Source organism: Microbacterium sp. CFH 31415 (genome assembly GCF_022538185.1).
Lineage (GTDB): Bacteria > Actinomycetota > Actinomycetes > Actinomycetales > Microbacteriaceae > Microbacterium.
Map to the genome: position 1 here is coordinate 232,615 of NZ_JAKYXC010000010.1, position 16,475 is coordinate 249,089.

A 16,475-nucleotide genomic window follows, 5' to 3' on the forward strand; every position below is an offset into this window, starting at 1 on the left:
TCAGGGCTACCGTTGAAGAGTGGACGCCGCGACCCGCGTCGAGCTCGCCGGTCTGCGTCGCCGCGCCTACGGCCCCGAGGCCGACATCGACGGCGACGCGGAGGCCCTGCTGCGCCTCGTCGAACTCGAGGACCTCGTGCGGCGCGAACACCTCGCTCCGGCCGCTCCGGCCGCAGCGCCCGCAGCGGCGGCGGCGGCGAAGGCCGCCCGCACCGCTCCTTCCTCGCGCCGCTCGTCACCCGCGATGCCCACGGCAGCGCATCCCGCGACGACGGCCTCCACCGCGAGCGCTCCCGCGCCGCGCGCCGCACGCCGCACGGCATCGCGCCCTCCCGAGCCCCGCCTGCCACGCCGGCTCGGACTCACCCTCGCGCTGGTCGGCGGAGCGCTCGCGGTGGCGGTCGCCGCGGTGATCGGCATCCGGCTGCTGACCGCTCCGGACGAGACGCCCGACACCCGCTCGACGCTCTCGCCCGCGTTCCAGGCCTCGCGCGCGGCCTACTCGTTCGCGCGCGACACACACGCCGTGACGCTGCTCAACATCCCGCTGGACGGCTCATTCGGCGGGTTCATCGACCTTCCCTCGGACGGGCACGTGCCCGAGTTCCCGACCACCGGCGAGGTCGAGTGGGCGGTGCACCTGGGCGAGTACTTCGGGTGGGATGCCTGGATCGCCGGCGCCATGGTGGACACCGCGGGCTTCCGTCGCGACCACTGCGTGCTGGTCGAACGCGGCGACGTCACCCGCGGACGCTGCGTGCCGGCGTCGATCCGCTCGCAGAGCGCGCTGCTCGTGGACGTGCCGTACACGTTCATGCCCGCCGAGGATCGCCCGATCGGGATGCAGGAGGACCAGCGGCTCGGGTTCTGGTGGCGTCGCGACCAGGCGGTCACGGTGCTGCTCGGCGACGACCCGCTGCGGTGACGACTATCGTTTCCTCGTGGTCCCTCCCGAGAACCTCCTCGCCTTCACCCTCGCCGCGATCGTCCTCATCGTCATCCCCGGCCCGAGCGTGCTCTTCACGATCGGTCGGGCGCTGGCGCTCGGCCGGATGGGCGGCCTGCTCAGCGTGCTCGGCAACGCGCTCGGCCTGCTTCCCGTGGTCGGCCTCGTCGCCCTGGGCGTCGGCGGCATCGTGGCGCAGTCGGTCGTGCTCTTCACGATCGTCAAGGTCGTCGGCGCCGGGTACCTGATCTATCTCGGCATCCAGGCGATCCGGCACCGCTACCGCGCGGCCGACCAGGCGAACGGCGCGATCGCGCCCCGTTCGGCCTGGCGCCAGCTCGGCGAGGGGTTCCTCGTCGGCATCACCAACCCGAAGACCATCGCGTTCTTCGTCGCGGTGCTCCCGCAGTTCGTCGATCTGAGCGCCGGCGCCGTGCCCCTGCAGATGATCCAGCTCGGCCTGGTGTTCTTCGCCATCGCGCTCGTCTCGGACGGCATCTGGGCGCTCGTCGCCGCATCCGCGCGCTCGTGGTTCGGCAGGTCGCCGAAGCGCATCGCCCGGCTGTCGGCGACCGGCGGGGGGCTGATGATCGGCCTGGGCGGGCTCCTCCTCTTCACCGGCGGAGACCACTGACCCGCAGCATCCGCTGAGATGATCCGGCAGTTCGCGCGGATCAATCGGTCGAATCGGATGCCGCGAGCCCGAGGTTGACGAGATTTCCGTCGGGGTCGCGCACCTGCGCCACCCGCTCACCCCACGGCATGTCGGCGGGCTCCGCCACCGCGTCGCCGCCGGCGGACCGCCACCGCGCGAAGGCGTCGTCGACATCGTCGACGTAGAACCACAGGGCGATGCGGTCCCCGGTGCCGTGCCCGGGCGTCGCGGGATCGCGGCCTATGCCGAGCGACGCCTCACCGATCGTGAGCGACACGTAGTCGTCCTCGTCGGCGCTGCCGAAGCGGTAGCTCACCTGCCCGTGGAGCGCATGCTCGTAGAAGCTGACCAGCCGCGGCAGGTCACGCGTGAGCAGGATCGGGAACAGGCTCCGCACGCCCATGTCCCCACCTTACGCGTGGCGGTCAGTCCAGGAAGATGTCCGGGAAGAGCTGGTCGTCGGGGGTGCCCGGCACGGCGGCGTAGCCCGAGAAGTCGGTGACGCCCGCCTCACGCAGCACGTCCTCGACGATGAGCGTCTGCCCCGTGTACTCGGCCGCGGGCTTGAGGAACACCTCGTAGGCGGCGTCGGCGTACACCTCGGGGGTGCGGCTCACCTTCATCATCGCGTCGCCGCCGAGGGCGAACTGCACTGCAGCCGTCGCGATGGTCGTCGCCGGCCACAGGGTGTTCGCGGCGATGCCCGCCTTCGCGAACTCCGCCGCGAAGCCGAGGGTCGTCATCGTCATGCCGTACTTGGCGAGCGTGTAGCCGGTGTGCGCGCCGAGCCACTTCGGAGACAGGTTGAGAGGCGGCGACAGAGACAGGATGTGCGGGTTCTCGGCATCCTTCAGGATCGGCACGGCCGCGCGGCTGAGCATGAAGGTGCCTCGCACGTTGACGTCCTGCATGAGGTCGTACTTCTTCGCGGCGAGGTCGAGCGAACGGGAGAGGTCGATGACGCTGGCGTTGTTCACCACGATGTCGATCCCGCCGAACTCTCCCTGCGTCTTGAGCACGGCCTCGGTCACGTCGTCGTCGTCGCGGACGTCGCCGACGATCGGCAGCGCCTGGCCGCCGGCCTCGCGGATCTGCTCGGCCGCGGAGTGCACCGTGCCCTCGAGCTTCGGGTGCGGGGTGTCGGTCTTCGCGAGCAGCGCGATGTTCGCGCCATCACGGGCGGCGCGCAGCGCGATCGCGAGGCCGATGCCGCGGCTGCCGCCCGACATCAGGATGGTCTTGCCGGCGAGGGTCGGGGCCGAACCGGTCGAAGGGCTCACGCGTTCTCCTTGGTTGAAGCCTTGCGCGATGCGGCGGCGAAGGCGGCCACGCGCATCTGCGACTCGGGGGTGTCGAAGCGGGCGCCGATCGTGGCCGCTTCGTCGTCGAGGTTCTCGGCGAACGGCCGGTCGGCGCCCGTGCGCACGAGTCGCTTGGCGTGACCGAACGCCGCTGTCGCATTCGCGAGCCAGAAGCCCGCGATCTCCTCCACGCGACCCGCGACCGCTGCGGCGGGGACGACTTCCGCCACCAGCCCCCACTCCAGCGCCTCTTCGGCGTTCAGGGTGCGGTCCTGCAGCAGGAGCTGCAGCGCGCGTCGCTGACCGACCGCCGCCGGGAGCAGCGTCGAGACGCCGAGGTCGGGCGTCAGCCCGATGTTGGCGTACTTGCTGACGAACTTCGCCGATTCGGCCGCGACGATGTAGTCGGCGGTCAGCATCAGGCCGATGCCGCCGCCCGCGACGGCGCCCTGCACCGCGGCGACGATCGGCTTGTCCGACAGAGCGAGCGTGCGGATGCCCTCGTGGATGACGTGGGCCATCCGGGTCACGTCCGCACCTCCGGCGCCCCGCGCCATCGCCACCACGTCACCGCCCGCGCAGAAGGCCGGCCCGGCGGCATCCAGGATCACCGCGCCGACCGAGGGGTCGGAGGTCACCGCGTGGGCGACGTCGCGCCAGCGGCCGCCCATCTCGAAGTCCATCGCGTTCAGCGATGCCGGCCGGTTGAACGTCACGCGGGCGAGGCCGCCCTCGACGTGGAGGAGGATCGAATCGCTCATCAGAGTCCTGGTTCTACTTGGGTGCCATGCGGATGGCGCCGTCGAGGCGGATGGTCTCGCCGTTCAGGTAGCCGTTGTCGACGATCGACTCGACGAGTCGCGCGTACTCGTCGGGCCTGCCGAGGCGCTGGGGGTACGGCACCTGCTGGCCGAGGGAGTCCTGGGCGGCCTGCGGCAGGCCCATCAGCATCGGCGTCTCCATGATCCCGGGGGCGATCGTCATGACGCGGATGCCGTATCGCGCCAGCTCGCGGGCGATGGGCAGCGTCATCGCATGCACGCCGCCCTTGCTCGCGGCGTACGCGGGCTGACCGATCTGGCCGTCGAACGCCGCGACACTCGCGGTGTTGACGATGACGCCGCGGCCCCCATCGGAGTCGGGCTCGGTGCGGGCCATCGCCGCGGATGCCTGGGCCACGACGTTGTACGTCCCGATGAGGTTCACGCGGATGATGCGCTCGAAGCCGTCCAGGGGTGTCGGCGCGCCCTCACGATCGAGGATCTTCGCGGGCGGGGCGATTCCGGCGCAGTTCACGACCACGCGCAGCGGTCCGGCCGTGGACGCGGTCTCGACGGCGGCGGCGACCTGCTCGGGGTCAGTCACATCGGCCGGGGCGAACGAGCCGCCCAGTTCTGCGGCGATGTCGGCGCCGGCGGAGCGTGGCAGGTCGACGATCGTGACAGCGGCGCCGGCTGCGGCGAGCCGGCGTGCGGTGGCAAGCCCGAGTCCACTCGCACCGCCGGTGACGAGGGCGGAGGCACCCGTGAGATCCATGCGTTCTCCTTCGAACAGCCAAGACATTGCATCCCACCTTACGCGGGACTGAGTCTCAGATCAGACGGGATGCCATGTCCAGGCTACTGGGCGGAGCATGATGGGTGGCATGCCGGTGAAGCTGAAGCGGGTGTACGACGTCCCCTCGCCCGACGACGGGCATCGCGTGCTCGTCGACCGGCTGTGGCCGCGCGGTCTCACCAAGGATCGCGCCGCCGTGGACAGCTGGGCGAAGGACGCCGCGCCCTCCGCCGAGCTGCGTCGCGCGTTCCATCGGGGCGACCTCGCCTGGGAGGAGTTCGAGGCGGCCTACCGCCTCGAACTGACAGGCAACCCGGCGGTCGGCGCGCTGCGGACGGAGCTCGCCGCGCATCCCACGTCGACGCTCCTGTTCAGCGTGAACGACCTGGTGCGCAATCACGCCGTGATCCTGCTCGACGTGCTGGGGAGTGGCTCGTGACCCGAGCGACCCCCTGGGGAGGGCTGCCGACCGTGGTTCTGGCGCCCCCGGCCGGCGAGTGCCAGCATGGAACGCGAAATGACCGACAGCACTGAGAAGAACGACCGCGCCGCGATCACGGGCACCGTCACCGATATCGACGGTCACCCCAACCTCGTGCTCACGCGGGCCTTCCCGATGCCCGCGGCCGAGCTGTGGCGGGAGCTTACCGACTCGGCCCGCCTCGAGCGGTGGATCGGCCGATGGGAGGGCGACCCGAAGACCGGTCGCGTCGCGTTCTTCATGACCGCCGAGGGCGAGGATGTCCCGCCCGAGGAATACACGATCCTCGAGTGCGATCCGCCGCGCCGGTTCGCCGGCGACACCTCCGCCGCGACCGGCTCGTGGCACCTGTGGTTCGAGCTCGTCGCGAAGGGCGAGGCGACGCTCCTGGTGTTCGGCCAGCGGCTCAACCCCGGCGAGGACGTCGGCTCGATCGGCCCTGGCTGGGAGTACTACCTCGACCGGCTGGTGGCGGTGACGAAGGGGCGGGATGCCTCGACCATCGCGTGGGACGCCTACTTCCCCGCCATGCAGCCGGCGTATCAGACGCTCGTCGCCGCCGGCTGACCGAGGGCGTCAGGACCACACGAAGCGGAAGCTGCCGAACGCGACGGCTGCCGTGATGGCGAGTGCCATGATGACGATGCCGCCGAGCAGCGCGACCGCGTCACGCGCGTGCAGCCGTGACGGTCTCGACCAGGTGCGGGGGATGCCCGACCCGAATCCGCGCGCCTCCATGGCGGTCGCGAGCTTCTCGCCTCGGCGCACGGCGAACACGAGCAGCACGAACGCCATCGAGAAGAACCTGCGCACCGCGCCGGTGTCGCCGACCCCCCGGGAGCGGCGGGCGAGCTGCATGCTGCGCCAGTCGTCGAGGAACAGCCCGAGCGTGCGCGTGCCGGCGAGCACCCCGAGGACGAAGCGTGACGGCAGCTTCGCGACCTGGGCGAGGGCGTCGGCGAGTTCGGTGGGGTCGGTGCGGCCGAACAGCAGGATGGTCGGCAGACCCAGGGCGACGACTCGCACACTCACCGCGATCGCCAGGGCGATGGAGTCGTCGCTGATCGTGGCGTACCAGAACGTTCCGTACACCTGCCCGCCGGGCTCCGCGTAGAGGAGCATGCTCACTCCCGCGACGGGGGCGAACAGCGCGATCGGCAGCAGCCGCTTGGCGACCGTCGCGATCGGCAGGCCGGTGAGCGGCACGCAGGCGAACTGCAGCGCGATGGCGGCGAGCGCGCTCACGACGTCGATCGACGCGAACAGCGGCACCGAGAGCAGCAGTGCGAGCACCACCTTGGTCACGGGATTGACGCCGTCGAGCCAGGCCGCCTTCTCTTCGCGGGTGATCGCGGCGGTCGCACCGGTGTCGAGGGCCGTCATCGCAGCACCCCTGCCGGTGCGGCGAGCTCGATGCGGTGGCCACCGAGGTGATGCGCGACCTCAGCGTCGTGGGTGACCGCGACCACCGTCGTGCCCGCGGAGATCTCGGACTGCAGCAGCCGGACGAGTTCGATCCAGCCGCGGCGGTCCTGACCGAAGGTCGGCTCGTCGAGCACGATCACGGGCGGCGCATCGGCGAGCACCGTGGCGACGGAGAGACGCCTCTTCTGTCCGCCCGACAGGGTGAACGGGTTCGCCTCGGCGAGCGCTGCGAGGTGCAGTCTCTCGAGGAGTTCCTCGACGATGAGATCGACGTCGGCGCGTTCGACCCCGCGGGCACGCGGTCCGATCGCGAGCTCGTCACGGACGGTCGAGGCGAGGAACTGATGCTCGGGCTCCTGGAACACCGTGCCGATCCGGGTGAGCAGTTCGCGCGACTTCCACGCCGACGGGCGGCGGCCCGATCTCGCCGCGAGCTCGGGCGCGGCCCGCACGGTGCCGTCGAACTCGGGCAGAAGACCGGCCAGTGTGAGCGCGAGCGTCGACTTGCCGACCCCGTTCGGCCCGGTGACGATGGTCGCTCGTCGCTGGGGAACCCGCAGGTCCAGCCCCGCGCGCACGAGTGTGCGCCCGTCCCGGGAGATCGCGAGCCCGTCGGCTTCGAGCGCCGCCGGGCCATCCGCACGGCGGTCGAGGGCAGGAAGGTCGATCGGGTGACCCGGCACCCACACGCCCGCGGCGGCGAGCTCGTCGCCGAGCCGCGAGAACACGACGTCGGGCGAGCCGTCGGCGAGCAGGCCGCCGTCGGCTCCCACGACGATCACGCGTGTCATCAGATCCGCCCAGACCGCGGTGCGGTGCTCGATGACGACGAGCGTCGCACCGGTCTGCGCCACCGCGCGCTCGACACTGTCGCGCACCTCGCGCACCCCCTCGGGATCGAGGTTCGCGGTCGGCTCATCCAGCAGCAGCACCCCGGGGCGCATGGCGAGCGCACCGGCCAGGGCGAGCCGCTGCTTCTGCCCTCCCGAGAGCGCCTTGGTCGGACGGCCGAGCGGCACGTCGAGTCCGACGTCCGCCAGCGCCGCGGCGACGCGGCCGGGAATCTCAGCGGCGGGGATGCCCAGGTTCTCGCAGCCGAACGCCACGTCGTCGCCGACCTTCGACAGCACGATGCCCGCGTCCGGATCCTGCTGCACCAGGCCGACGCGACCGCGATGGGCCTCGGGCTGCGCGCCGTCGATCAGCAGCCGTCCCGAGACGTGACCCTCATCGGCGCCGCCGAGCAGACCGGCGATGCCTGCGAGCAGCGTCGACTTCCCGGCGCCCGACGCTCCGAGCAGCAGCACGCGCTCGCCGGGCTCGATCGTGAACGACACGTCGCGCACCGCCGGCGCGCGCCTGCCCGCATAGCGCCAGCCCCAGCCGGCCGCGGTGATTCGACCAGGACGGACCGGAGGCACGATCAGACCTCGCGCCGGCGTTCCCTGCCCGCCGCGAAACGGTTCAGGGCGCCGGTGGCGGCCAGCGCGCGAACTGCCAGCCAGCCGAGCAGACCGGCCAGCACGGCACCGGAGACGACGAGCGCGATCAGATAGATCGTGTTGAACTCCGCCGTCTTGAGGATGTTCGGCGAGCTGCCGTAGAACAGCTCGAAGACCCACGCACCCACGGCAGCGCCCACGCCGGAGAGCATCGCCACGGGGAGGGTGAACCGAGCGTAGAGGAACAGCGCGAAGACCAGCTCGGCGCCGAGCCCCTGCACCACGCCCGACAGAAGCGTCGACACGCCCCACACATTGCCGATCAGCATCGACACGACGGCCGCGATCACCTCGACGAGCAGCGCCGCGCCGGGCTTGCGGATCACGAGACCGCCGATCACGCCGCCGATCAGCCAGATGCCGACGGCCAGTCCGCCCAGGCCAGGGGTGAGCGCATCCATGCTGACGAACCAGGCGTATCCGACGGTGTTCCACCCCCAGAAGACCAGGCCGAGGGCGACACCGAGAACGGCGGCTACGACGATGTCGACCACTCGCCAGCGGAATCGGTGGGGGGCGGCAGCGGTGCCCTGCGACGAAGTGGTCTCGAACGTGGACGCGTGCATTTGTTCTCCTCCCTGCGCCGGCATGATCCGGATCAGGTTCGACGGTCGAAGCGTGGATCGCTTCCTCTCAGCCCGGCTCACCGGACTCCCGTGGTTGTGGCACGAGTATACGCCCGCCGGGGCGACGTATTCTGAGCGGGTGACACCCCACGACGTCCCTGCTGCGCCGCGCCGTGCGCGCGCGCGGACAGGCGCGTTCGCGGTCACCCCCCGGGGGACGGATGCCGCGGAGGGCACGCTCACCCTCGACGAGACGTCCGTGGACCGGGCGTCGACGCCGGCGAGCTCGATCGCCGCGCCGGCCGGTGCCGCCACCGAACCGGCCACCGCGACGCCCCTCGGCGAGCTCGGATCGACGGCAGCCGCCGGCACGGCGACGACGGACCCCGCCCACGCGTCGGAGGCGCCGTCCTCGGGCCGGGTGGCGCTCACCTGGGTCGACGAGCGGGACGTCGCTTCCCCTCCCGCGCCGGCCGATCTCTCCGCGGCGTCGACCTCGTACATCCCGGTCGAGAACGACCTGCTCGCGCACCTCCCGCGCCGCTCGCCGCTGCGAGCCGGGGTGATGGTTCCCGCGGCGATCATCGCGAGCCTCGCCGGCGCGTACGCCGCCACCACGCTGCTGTGGCCGCTGCACGCGGTCGAGCCGACCGTCGCGGCGGTGCAGCTGCAGTCGGTGCCGGCCCCCGGGACCGAGCTGCCCTGGCCGGCAGAGGGCAGCGCGGCCGTCTCGATCGGCGGCATCGCGGGGAACGCGGCATCCGGTTCCGATCGTGAATCGATCGCCAGCATCACGAAGGTCGTCACCGCCCTCGTCGTCCTCGACCAGATGCCCCTCGCCGTCGGCGAGGGCGGTCCGGATTACCGGTTCGGCTACGGCGACATGCTCGCGTACTGGGACTACCGAGCCCGTGGCGAGTCGGCCCTCGACGTCCCCGTGGACGGCACGCTCACCGAGTACCAGCTGCTCCAGGGCATGCTCATCGGATCCGCGAACAACTACGCCGACCGTCTCGCCTCCCGCCTCTTCCCCTCCGACGCGGTGTTCGCCGACGCCGCGATGACGTGGCTCGAGACGCACGGGGTGCCGGGCGTGCGGATCGTCGAGCCGACCGGGATCGACTCGCGCAACACGGCCACGCCCGAAGCGCTGCTCGTCCTGGCACAGAAGGCGCTGGCGAACCCGGTGATCGCCGAGATCGTCGCGCAGAAGTCGGTGGACCTGCCCGGCGCCGGCACCGTGGAGAACACGAACGCGCTCCTCGCCGACCCCGGGGTGGTCGGGATCAAGACCGGAACGCTCGACACCTGGAACCTGCTCTCGGCGAAGGATGTGACGATCGGCGGCACGCCGGTGCGGATGTTCGCGTCGGTGCTCGGCCAGCCCGACGACGACACCCGCACCGCCGCGACGCGCGCACTCTTCGACCGGCTGGAGGACGAACTGGCGCTCGACCCCTCGGTTCCCGCAGGCACGCTCGCCGGCACGGTCGACACGGCGTGGGGAGACACCGCCCGCATCGTGGTGGCGGACGACGCGTCGGTCGTGCTCTGGAACGGCGGCTCGGGCGTCGTGACTCCCACCTATTCACTGGGCGATGCCCGTGAGGACGGCGACACCGTCGGATCGATCACCGTGGACGGACCTCTGGACGCCGTGACCGTCGACCTGCGACTCGACGGCGACATCGAGGATCCGAGCCCCTGGTGGCGGCTCACCCACCCGCTCGAGCTCTTCGGCCTGACCGACTGACGCGCAGGCTGACGGGGCGACAGCCCGGCACTCAGGCGAACCGCACCGCCTGCTGGAGCCGCGTGCGCACGTCGAAGACCTCGTTGCCGCCGATCGCCCGCACGCCGGTGATCCCCCTGCGGAGCACCGTCGACAGCGCGCCGCGCGCGACGATCGCGACGGGCGTGCCCTTCACCTTGCCGATCTCGTCGATGACCTGCAGCACGTCGTCATCGGGCAGCACGACGATCGCGCCGCTGAACCGCACGCCCGCGGCTCGCGCGAGTCCGCGCATGCGCGCGACGAGGGTGGCGATCGGGGCGCCGTCGACGCCGTCGCCGATGAGCTCGCCGCGGCGCAGGCGGACGGGGCCGCCGAAGTCCTCCGACAGGATGCCGTAGAGCCCGCTGGGGCCGAGCACGATGTGGTCGATCTTGGCGTCGGGGTCGGCGCCCCGCACCGACGGCGCGACGTCGTGCCAGACCGTGTAGCCCATGCCCAGCTCGGCGACGATGCGCGCGGTCGCCTCCTCGGCGAGCGCGTCGGCCAGCAGCCTGCGCACGTGCTGCGGCGCGGAGCGCACGAGCGCCGGGTCGTAGGGATCCTCGAGCGTGACGCCGCGGCCCGCCCACTCGCGGATGAGCGTCAGGTACCGCTCGCGACGCCAGCCGCCGGGGTGTCCGTACGAGCGGGCGCGCGGGCGGGTGTCGGTCCGGGCAGCGGGCGCGCGCCAGCCCGACCACTCCGGCGCCGGTGCGTCGCCGAACCCATGGCCGCGATCGTACGCGGCCCGCGCTTCCGCTGTGCCGACGAGCTCCCAGGCGCGCTGCACCTGGATGAACACGGCGGCGTCGCCCCCGGTGTCGGGGTGCGTCTGACGCAGCCGCAGGCGGTACGCCTTGCGCAGCGACTCCTCGTCGGCCGTGGGGTCCACCCCCAGCACGTCGTAGGCCGACGCGGACAGCGGGCTGTCGAACACGCATCCTCCTGATCCCGGCCGCCGCAGCGGCGGATCTCAGGCTAGACCACGCGTCGCGGGGCGGGCTCCGGCGCGAATCAGGGGCGCTCCCTGCGTCGTGCGTACGCGGCGGCGCTCCGGCTCGACAGTGCGAGGAGCAGCAGGATGTCGATCGCGAGCGACACGAAGCTGCCTTCGAGCGTGATCTCCTGCCCCTGCACCCACCACGCACCGAACACCGTGCTGATCGACAGCACCGAGATGCACATCACGATGACCCTCGCCCAGTTCCGGCCGAGGAACACGAGCACCGCGAGCAGCAGGTCGACCAGCAGCACAGCGGCGCCGACGGCGAGTACCACCCGCAGGGCTGCGTTCCAGCCCTCGGGGGTCGGGTCGAAGCCCTCCAGCGCCGCCCCCGCCTGGGTGCGGAGGTCGTCCCACCCCGCCGCGAGACTCACCAGCACGACGACGCCGGCGATGACCCGCAGCAGGACGAGCGCGGCCCCGGCTGTCACTGAGGCCGGCCTGCGCATGTGCGGGTCCCGCGCGACCGGTCGCAGCAGCCGCGCGGGCGGCTCGAACGCCGGACGCTTCTCTGGGCGGATCGGCACCGGCGAGGGCTCGGGAGTCGTCACCGCATCACCTCCGCGAGGGCGCGCACATCGATGATCGGCAGGTCTCCGTCGGTGCGGATCGTGTCGCCGCCGCCGTTGCGCGCGTGGTACCCGGAGGCGAAGTCGGCGATCACGTCCACGGCGACGCGGGAATCGGCATCCGTCACCGTCGTGACGATGTGGTCGCGCTCGACATCGGTGTCGGCGTCGATGCGGTGCGTGACCTGCAGCGTGAACAGCGACAGCCCGACGCTCGTGTCGAAGGTGCCGGCGGCGAGCCAGTCCACGCGTCGCCCGCCCGGCAGCTGCCAGTCGTCGGGACATCGCCAGAACCGCACGTGGTGGCGCTGGGCCGGGTTGCCGTCGACTTCCTGCTGGTAGGCGAAGTCCTGCTGGCGGCCGAACAGGAAGAGCGGGCTCACCGGCGCCTCGTGGTAGCTGCGGCGCCCCAGGGTGGACGTGATGATGCGCCACGACGACGCCAGCGTGACCGGGTCGGCCTTCGTCCACCCCGCCGCCCGCATCGCCATCTCGATCTGCGCCCCGGTCCCCAGGAACGCGAGGTTGACGGGATCGCCGAGCAGGCCGTCGCTCGTGCGCGTGCGCCCGATGAAGTAGTCGGGCACGTAGATCGTCGTGAGGATTCGGTGCAGCCGCGGCAGCACGAGATATGCCAGCAGCACCCAGAACGCGGCGAAGAACAGGATGCCCCACCAGCCGACCTTGAACGACTCGGTGAAGCTGAGGTACGCCAGCCAGATGGCGGCGAGGCCGGCGAAGACGAAGAAGAACCAGTCGATCGCGATCCCGATCGAGTAGCTCCGCTTCCCGGCCATGTCAGTCCCCGGTGGGACTTGCCCAGAGCGGCACGTCGGGACGGTGCGCGAGCGCCGCCGACGCGAGGTCGGGCGGCAGGGCGGCGATGGTCGCCGGCTGCCACTTCGGGGACCTGTCCTTGTCGATGACCTGCGCGCGGATGCCTTCCGGCAGGTCGGGCTGCGTCGAGGCGAACCACATCACGAGGCCGTACTCCTGCTCCAGAGCGGCGCGCAGCCCGGGCAGGTCACGCGACCGGCGGACGGAGGCGAGCGTCACGGCGAGACCGGTCGGCGAGAGTTCGCCGAGGAGGTCGGCGGTGGCGGATGCCTCGGGCTCGGGGCGCACCCGCAGGCGCTCGACGATGTCGGCGACGGTGTCACCCGCGAACGCGTCGTCGATCCACGCGCGCGCACGCTCGAGTCTCGACGGCGGCGGAGTCTCGTCGAAGAGCAGCACCAGCTCGGTCGGGCTGGACGGGTCGGCGCGCGTCTCGAGTGCGTCGCGCAGCCCGTCGAGGTGGGCGGACGGAACGAAGTGATCGGCGAATCCGGCGTACAGCGCGTCCGAGGCATCCATCACCGCACCGGTCAGACCGAGGTATTCGCCGAGGCGGCCCGGCGCGTGGGCGAGCAGCCACGTGCCGCCCACGTCAGGTGTGAAGCCGATGCGGGTCTCGGGCATCGCGAGCTGCGAGCGCTCGGTCACGATCCGGATGGCGGCGTGCCCCGCCACTCCGATGCCGCCGCCCATCGTGATGCCGTCGGCGAGCGCGACGAAGGGCTTCGGATACTCCGCGATCCGCGCGTTGAGCGCGTACTCGTCGCGGAAGAACAGGGCAGAGTCCTCGGAGCGACCGCTCATGACCCGCTCGGCGAGGCCCCGCACGTCGCCGCCGGCGCACAGTCCGCGCTCGCCTGCGCCGTCGAGCAGCACGACGTCGACCTCGGTGTCGTGCTCCCACGCGTCGAGTGCGGCGTGCAGCTGGTGGATCATGTCGAGATCGAGGGCGTTGATCGCGCGCGGGCGGTTGAGGGTGAGCCGTCCCAGTCCGCCGCGGGCGCGGACGAGGACGGTGGGCTCGGCGGCATCGGTCACGGTCGCAACGTTACCGGGGCGACCCCCGCGGGCCGAGACGCGCAGCGACGCGGACAGCGCCGGGACGCCGCGCCACGATGCGAACCGGCCGCTGATTTCCCACGGCGACGGGCAGTTTCCGACAGGATAGGGGAAGTGCTCCCGAGGACGAGAGGGTTCGGCATGCCGGAAGGACAGGTGCTGGAGTTCTCCGGCGTGACCAAGCGCTTCGGCGCAGTCACCGCAGTCTCGGACTTCACCGCACGTGTCCAACCTGGGCTGGTCACCGGCTTCCTCGGCCCCAACGGCGCCGGCAAGACGACGTCGCTCCGCATGCTGCTCGGGCTCGTGCGGCCCACCGCCGGGCACGCCACGATCGGCGGGGCGAAGTACGCCAAGCTCGCCCACCCGCTGCAGACCGTCGGCGCCGTGCTCGAGGCATCCAGCTTCCACCCCGGCCGCACCGGTGCCGCACACCTCACGGTGTACGCGCACGCGGCGAAGATCCCGAAGGCGCGGGTCGACGAGGTGCTCGGCCTGGTCGGACTGGCGGATGCCGCGGGCCGCAAGGTCGGGGGCTACTCGCTGGGCATGCGGCAGCGCCTCGGCCTCGCGTATGCGCTCCTCGGCGACCCGGGCGTGCTGGTGCTCGACGAGCCGACGAACGGCCTCGACCCCGAGGGCATCAAGTGGATCCGCGGGTTCCTCCGCCGGCTCGCCCGTGAAGGCCGCACCGTGCTCGTCTCGTCGCACCTCCTCACCGAGGTGCAGCAGACCGTCGACGCGCTGCTGATCATCTCGCAGGGCCGTCTCGTGTTCGAGGGCGGCATGGATCAGCTGGTCGACCCGTCCGAGCAGGCCACCGTCGTCGACTCGGAAGACCGGGCGGCGCTGGCCGAGGCGCTGCGCGCCGCGGGCGTGCCGTTCGAGGTGCTGCGGTCGGGACTCACAGTGCGGGGCATCGAGCCGGCCGCCGTCGGCCTGGCCGCGGCCGCCGCGGGCGTGCCGCTCTCGACGCTGCACAAGCGCGGCCCCGCGCTGGAAGAGGTCTTCCTCGACCTGGTCAACGGCACGCGCGTGCATGCGAGCGCCTCCGGTCGACGGGACGACGTCATTCCCGCCCTCGAGTCGGGCCCGACCGGCGCCGTGCCCGTGCAGGAGTCGGTTCCGGATGCCGCGGCCGACGTCCCGCCGACGGACGGCGACGCGGTTCCCCCCGAAGCGGACGCCGTCCCCGCCGAGCCCGACGCTGTTCCCGCCGAGCCCGACGCTGTTCCCGCCGAGCCGGAGGACGGCGACACCGCGGGGATCGCCGCCGAACTCGACGCGGAGTGGTCGGGCGGCGCCATGGCCGGCGCAGCCGCCGTCGGCGCGGCCGAAGCCGCGCGTGAGGCCGAGGAGCGCCGCGCGGATGACGAGGCGGAAGAGGAAGCCGGCGCTGAAGCGGAGACCGCGGCCGACGAGGTCGCGCCGAGCACCGAAGCCGACGCCGCGCCTGAGGCTGAGCAGGACGCCGAAGCCGTTCCCGAGGTCGAGCCCGAGGCCGCGCCTGAGCCGGAGCCGGAGCCTCACACCGCGTCCTTCGCCGTCGCCAGCACCGGAGTGATCGACATCATCCCGGGCGACGAGCCCACGGCAGACGAGGTGTCCCCGGCCGAGGACGAACCGTCCGACGACGAGCCCTCCGACGAGTCCGACGACGAGCCGCCGTTCGTCGCCGAGGACGACGACCGCTCGTGGGAGGACTACGTCAAGACCGACGCCGACCTCGAAGCCGACCGCTTCTTCGCCGCCTTCGACGCCGAGGCCGAGTCCAGGGCGGCGGCCGAGGCCGCCGCGGAAGCAGAGGCATCAGATGTCGAGCCCGAAGCCCCGGCCGAAGAAGTCGGCGGGGCCGAGGCATCCGAACCCGAGTCATCGTCCGAACAGGAGCCGGAACCCGACCCCGAGCAAGAGCCCGACCCCGATCACGCACCCGAGTCCGAAGGGGGTGAGCAGCGATGAGCCTGGCCGCAGCGACCCGCTCCGAGACGACCAAGCAGTTCTCCACCGCGATGTGGTGGGTGCTCGCGATCGTGCTCGCCGGCTACGTGGGCTTCACGGCCGCAGCGCTCGGCTTCGTCTTCGCCGCCGCAGCGACCGGTTCGCTCCCCGGCGACGCGCCCCCGCTCCCCGAGGACGGCCTCGCCGGCCTGCTGTACAGCACGGCGACGGCCGTGGGCTACGTCTTTCCGCTGCTCATCGGCACGCTCATGGTCACCGCCGAGTTCCGGCACAAGACCCTCACGCCGACCTTCCTCGCAACGCCCCGGCGCGGCCGCGTGCTGTGGGCGAAGCTCTTCGCCGGTGTGGTGCTCGGCGTGCTCTACGGCGTGATCGGCATCGCCGCCGCGGTCGGCCCCTCGGTCGGGTTCCTCGCCGGGTACGGCATCGACACCATGCTCGCCTCGATCGACACGTGGGCTCAGTTCGGACGGATGCTGCTCGCCTACGTGCTGTGGGTGCTCATCGGCATCGGCGTCGGTGCGCTCGTGCGCAACCAGGTCGGCGCGATCGTCGGCGTGCTCGTCTTCACGCAGTTCATCGAGCCGATCGCCCGCCTCGCCGCCACGTTCATCGAGCAGATCGGCGACTACACGCAGTACCTGCCGGGTGCCGCGAGCGATGCCCTCGTCGGATCCAGCATCTTCGCGATGAGCATGCAGGGCGGGTCGGTCGACCAGCTCGAGTGGTGGGTGGGCGGCCTCGTGCTCGCCGGCTACGCCGTGGTCTTCCTCGTCCTCGGATACCTCACCAGCTGGCGCCGCGACGTCAGCTGACGGGCCCGCTCGGACGGGAGGGA

At 71.9% G+C, this 16,475-nt stretch carries 18 protein-coding genes and 1 riboswitch; of the genes, 7 read left to right on the forward strand and 11 right to left on the reverse strand.

Annotated elements, in window-relative coordinates:
- Positions 1-19: 19 nt before the first annotated feature.
- Both MK786_RS13020 and MK786_RS13025 read left to right on the forward strand, forming a co-directional pair.
- On the forward strand, positions 20-925 hold the full coding sequence (locus MK786_RS13020) for a hypothetical protein (RefSeq protein WP_241112671.1): 906 nt from the start codon (positions 20-22) through the stop codon (positions 923-925).
- 16 nt (positions 926-941) lie between these two features.
- Positions 942-1,580 carry a LysE family translocator gene (locus MK786_RS13025; RefSeq protein ID WP_241112672.1) on the forward strand — a complete coding sequence of 213 codons (639 nt, stop codon included), beginning with the start codon at positions 942-944 and terminating at the stop codon, positions 1,578-1,580.
- Positions 1,581-1,620: 40 nt separating this feature from the next.
- On the opposite strand, the gene MK786_RS13030 is transcribed toward MK786_RS13025, so the two are convergent.
- From MK786_RS13030 to MK786_RS13045, 4 genes are read right to left on the reverse strand one after another with little or no spacing between them, the layout of a single operon-like run.
- Entirely contained in the window at positions 1,621-2,004 is a 384-nt protein-coding gene (locus MK786_RS13030; RefSeq protein WP_241112673.1) for a glyoxalase/bleomycin resistance/extradiol dioxygenase family protein, read from the reverse strand.
- Positions 2,005-2,026: 22 nt separating this feature from the next.
- The gene (locus MK786_RS13035; protein WP_308220043.1) at positions 2,027-2,881 is read right to left on the reverse strand and encodes an NAD(P)-dependent oxidoreductase; all 855 of its coding nucleotides are present in this window, start codon (positions 2,879-2,881) and stop codon (positions 2,027-2,029) included.
- A complete protein-coding gene (locus MK786_RS13040; protein WP_241112674.1) occupies positions 2,878-3,663 on the reverse strand; it encodes an enoyl-CoA hydratase/isomerase family protein in 786 nt (261 codons plus the stop codon). Before MK786_RS13040 ends, MK786_RS13035 begins: the two co-directional genes overlap by 4 nt.
- A 13-nt stretch (positions 3,664-3,676) precedes the next feature.
- Positions 3,677-4,438: an SDR family NAD(P)-dependent oxidoreductase gene (locus MK786_RS13045; protein WP_241112675.1), complete on the reverse strand. Its 762-nt coding sequence runs from the start codon at positions 4,436-4,438 to the stop codon at positions 3,677-3,679.
- A gap of 109 nt (positions 4,439-4,547) precedes the next feature.
- Between MK786_RS13045 and MK786_RS13050 the strand changes: the two genes are divergently transcribed.
- Together MK786_RS13050 and MK786_RS13055 are read left to right on the forward strand one after the other, a co-directional pair.
- Complete coding sequence (locus MK786_RS13050) at positions 4,548-4,898, forward strand: DUF488 domain-containing protein (protein ID WP_241112676.1); 351 nt, start codon at positions 4,548-4,550, stop codon at positions 4,896-4,898.
- 78 nt (positions 4,899-4,976) lie between these two features.
- Positions 4,977-5,507: an SRPBCC domain-containing protein gene (locus tag MK786_RS13055; RefSeq protein WP_241112677.1), complete on the forward strand. Its 531-nt coding sequence runs from the start codon at positions 4,977-4,979 to the stop codon at positions 5,505-5,507.
- 9 nt (positions 5,508-5,516) lie between these two features.
- On the opposite strand, the gene MK786_RS13060 is transcribed toward MK786_RS13055, so the two are convergent.
- From MK786_RS13060 to MK786_RS13070, 3 genes are all read right to left on the reverse strand, one after another.
- Positions 5,517-6,323 (reverse strand): energy-coupling factor transporter transmembrane protein EcfT, encoded by an 807-nt coding sequence (locus MK786_RS13060; protein ID WP_241112678.1) that lies wholly within the window; start codon positions 6,321-6,323, stop codon positions 5,517-5,519.
- Complete coding sequence (locus tag MK786_RS13065; RefSeq protein ID WP_241112679.1) at positions 6,320-7,786, reverse strand: ABC transporter ATP-binding protein; 1,467 nt, start codon at positions 7,784-7,786, stop codon at positions 6,320-6,322. The genes MK786_RS13060 and MK786_RS13065 overlap by 4 nt, the downstream gene beginning before the upstream one ends.
- 2 nt (positions 7,787-7,788) lie before the next feature.
- Positions 7,789-8,433: an ECF transporter S component gene (locus tag MK786_RS13070; protein WP_241112680.1), complete on the reverse strand. Its 645-nt coding sequence runs from the start codon at positions 8,431-8,433 to the stop codon at positions 7,789-7,791.
- Positions 8,426-8,535: riboswitch (TPP riboswitch) on the reverse strand. It overlaps the preceding gene by 8 nt.
- Before the next feature lie 37 nt (positions 8,536-8,572).
- Here MK786_RS13070 and MK786_RS13075 point away from each other — a divergent pair.
- Entirely contained in the window at positions 8,573-10,186 is a 1,614-nt protein-coding gene (locus MK786_RS13075) for a D-alanyl-D-alanine carboxypeptidase family protein (RefSeq protein ID WP_241112681.1), read from the forward strand.
- Positions 10,187-10,217: 31 nt separating this feature from the next.
- On the opposite strand, the gene MK786_RS13080 is transcribed toward MK786_RS13075, so the two are convergent.
- The 4 genes from MK786_RS13080 to MK786_RS13095 all read right to left on the reverse strand — a co-directional run bounded on the left by MK786_RS13080 (position 10,218) and on the right by MK786_RS13095 (position 13,654).
- Complete coding sequence (locus tag MK786_RS13080; protein WP_241112682.1) at positions 10,218-11,144, reverse strand: DnaJ domain-containing protein; 927 nt, start codon at positions 11,142-11,144, stop codon at positions 10,218-10,220.
- Positions 11,145-11,221: 77 nt separating this feature from the next.
- Positions 11,222-11,761 (reverse strand): hypothetical protein, encoded by a 540-nt coding sequence (locus MK786_RS13085; protein WP_241112683.1) that lies wholly within the window; start codon positions 11,759-11,761, stop codon positions 11,222-11,224.
- Entirely contained in the window at positions 11,758-12,576 is an 819-nt protein-coding gene (locus MK786_RS13090) for an LssY C-terminal domain-containing protein (protein WP_241112684.1), read from the reverse strand. The genes MK786_RS13085 and MK786_RS13090 overlap by 4 nt, the downstream gene beginning before the upstream one ends.
- Position 12,577: 1 nt before the next feature.
- A complete protein-coding gene (locus MK786_RS13095; protein ID WP_241112685.1) occupies positions 12,578-13,654 on the reverse strand; it encodes an enoyl-CoA hydratase/isomerase family protein in 1,077 nt (358 codons plus the stop codon).
- Between the two features lie 162 nt (positions 13,655-13,816).
- Between MK786_RS13095 and MK786_RS13100 the strand changes: the two genes are divergently transcribed.
- Positions 13,817-15,637 (forward strand): ABC transporter ATP-binding protein, encoded by a 1,821-nt coding sequence (locus MK786_RS13100; protein ID WP_241112686.1) that lies wholly within the window; start codon positions 13,817-13,819, stop codon positions 15,635-15,637.
- Positions 15,634-16,452, forward strand: coding sequence for an ABC transporter permease subunit (locus MK786_RS13105; RefSeq protein ID WP_241112687.1), 819 nt, complete (start codon positions 15,634-15,636; stop codon positions 16,450-16,452). The genes MK786_RS13100 and MK786_RS13105 overlap by 4 nt, the downstream gene beginning before the upstream one ends.
- Positions 16,453-16,475: the final 23 nt, after the last annotated feature.

Bases quoted from the DNA above. Each gene is read 5' to 3' on its own strand.
- MK786_RS13045 (WP_241112675.1), bottom strand. From the start codon at position 4,438: ATGGATCTCACGGGTGCCTCCGCCCTCGTCACCGGCGGTGCGAGTGGA.
- MK786_RS13040 (WP_241112674.1), bottom strand. From the start codon at position 3,663: ATGAGCGATTCGATCCTCCTCCACGTCGAGGGCGGCCTCGCCCGCGTG.
- MK786_RS13090 (WP_241112684.1), bottom strand. From the start codon at position 12,576: ATGGCCGGGAAGCGGAGCTACTCGATCGGGATCGCGATCGACTGGTTC.
- MK786_RS13105 (WP_241112687.1), top strand. From the start codon at position 15,634: ATGAGCCTGGCCGCAGCGACCCGCTCCGAGACGACCAAGCAGTTCTCC.
- MK786_RS13050 (WP_241112676.1), top strand. From the start codon at position 4,548: ATGCCGGTGAAGCTGAAGCGGGTGTACGACGTCCCCTCGCCCGACGAC.
- MK786_RS13055 (WP_241112677.1), top strand. From the start codon at position 4,977: ATGACCGACAGCACTGAGAAGAACGACCGCGCCGCGATCACGGGCACC.
- MK786_RS13060 (WP_241112678.1), bottom strand. From the start codon at position 6,323: ATGACGGCCCTCGACACCGGTGCGACCGCCGCGATCACCCGCGAAGAG.
- MK786_RS13100 (WP_241112686.1), top strand. From the start codon at position 13,817: ATGCCGGAAGGACAGGTGCTGGAGTTCTCCGGCGTGACCAAGCGCTTC.
- MK786_RS13070 (WP_241112680.1), bottom strand. From the start codon at position 8,433: ATGCACGCGTCCACGTTCGAGACCACTTCGTCGCAGGGCACCGCTGCC.
- MK786_RS13030 (WP_241112673.1), bottom strand. From the start codon at position 2,004: ATGGGCGTGCGGAGCCTGTTCCCGATCCTGCTCACGCGTGACCTGCCG.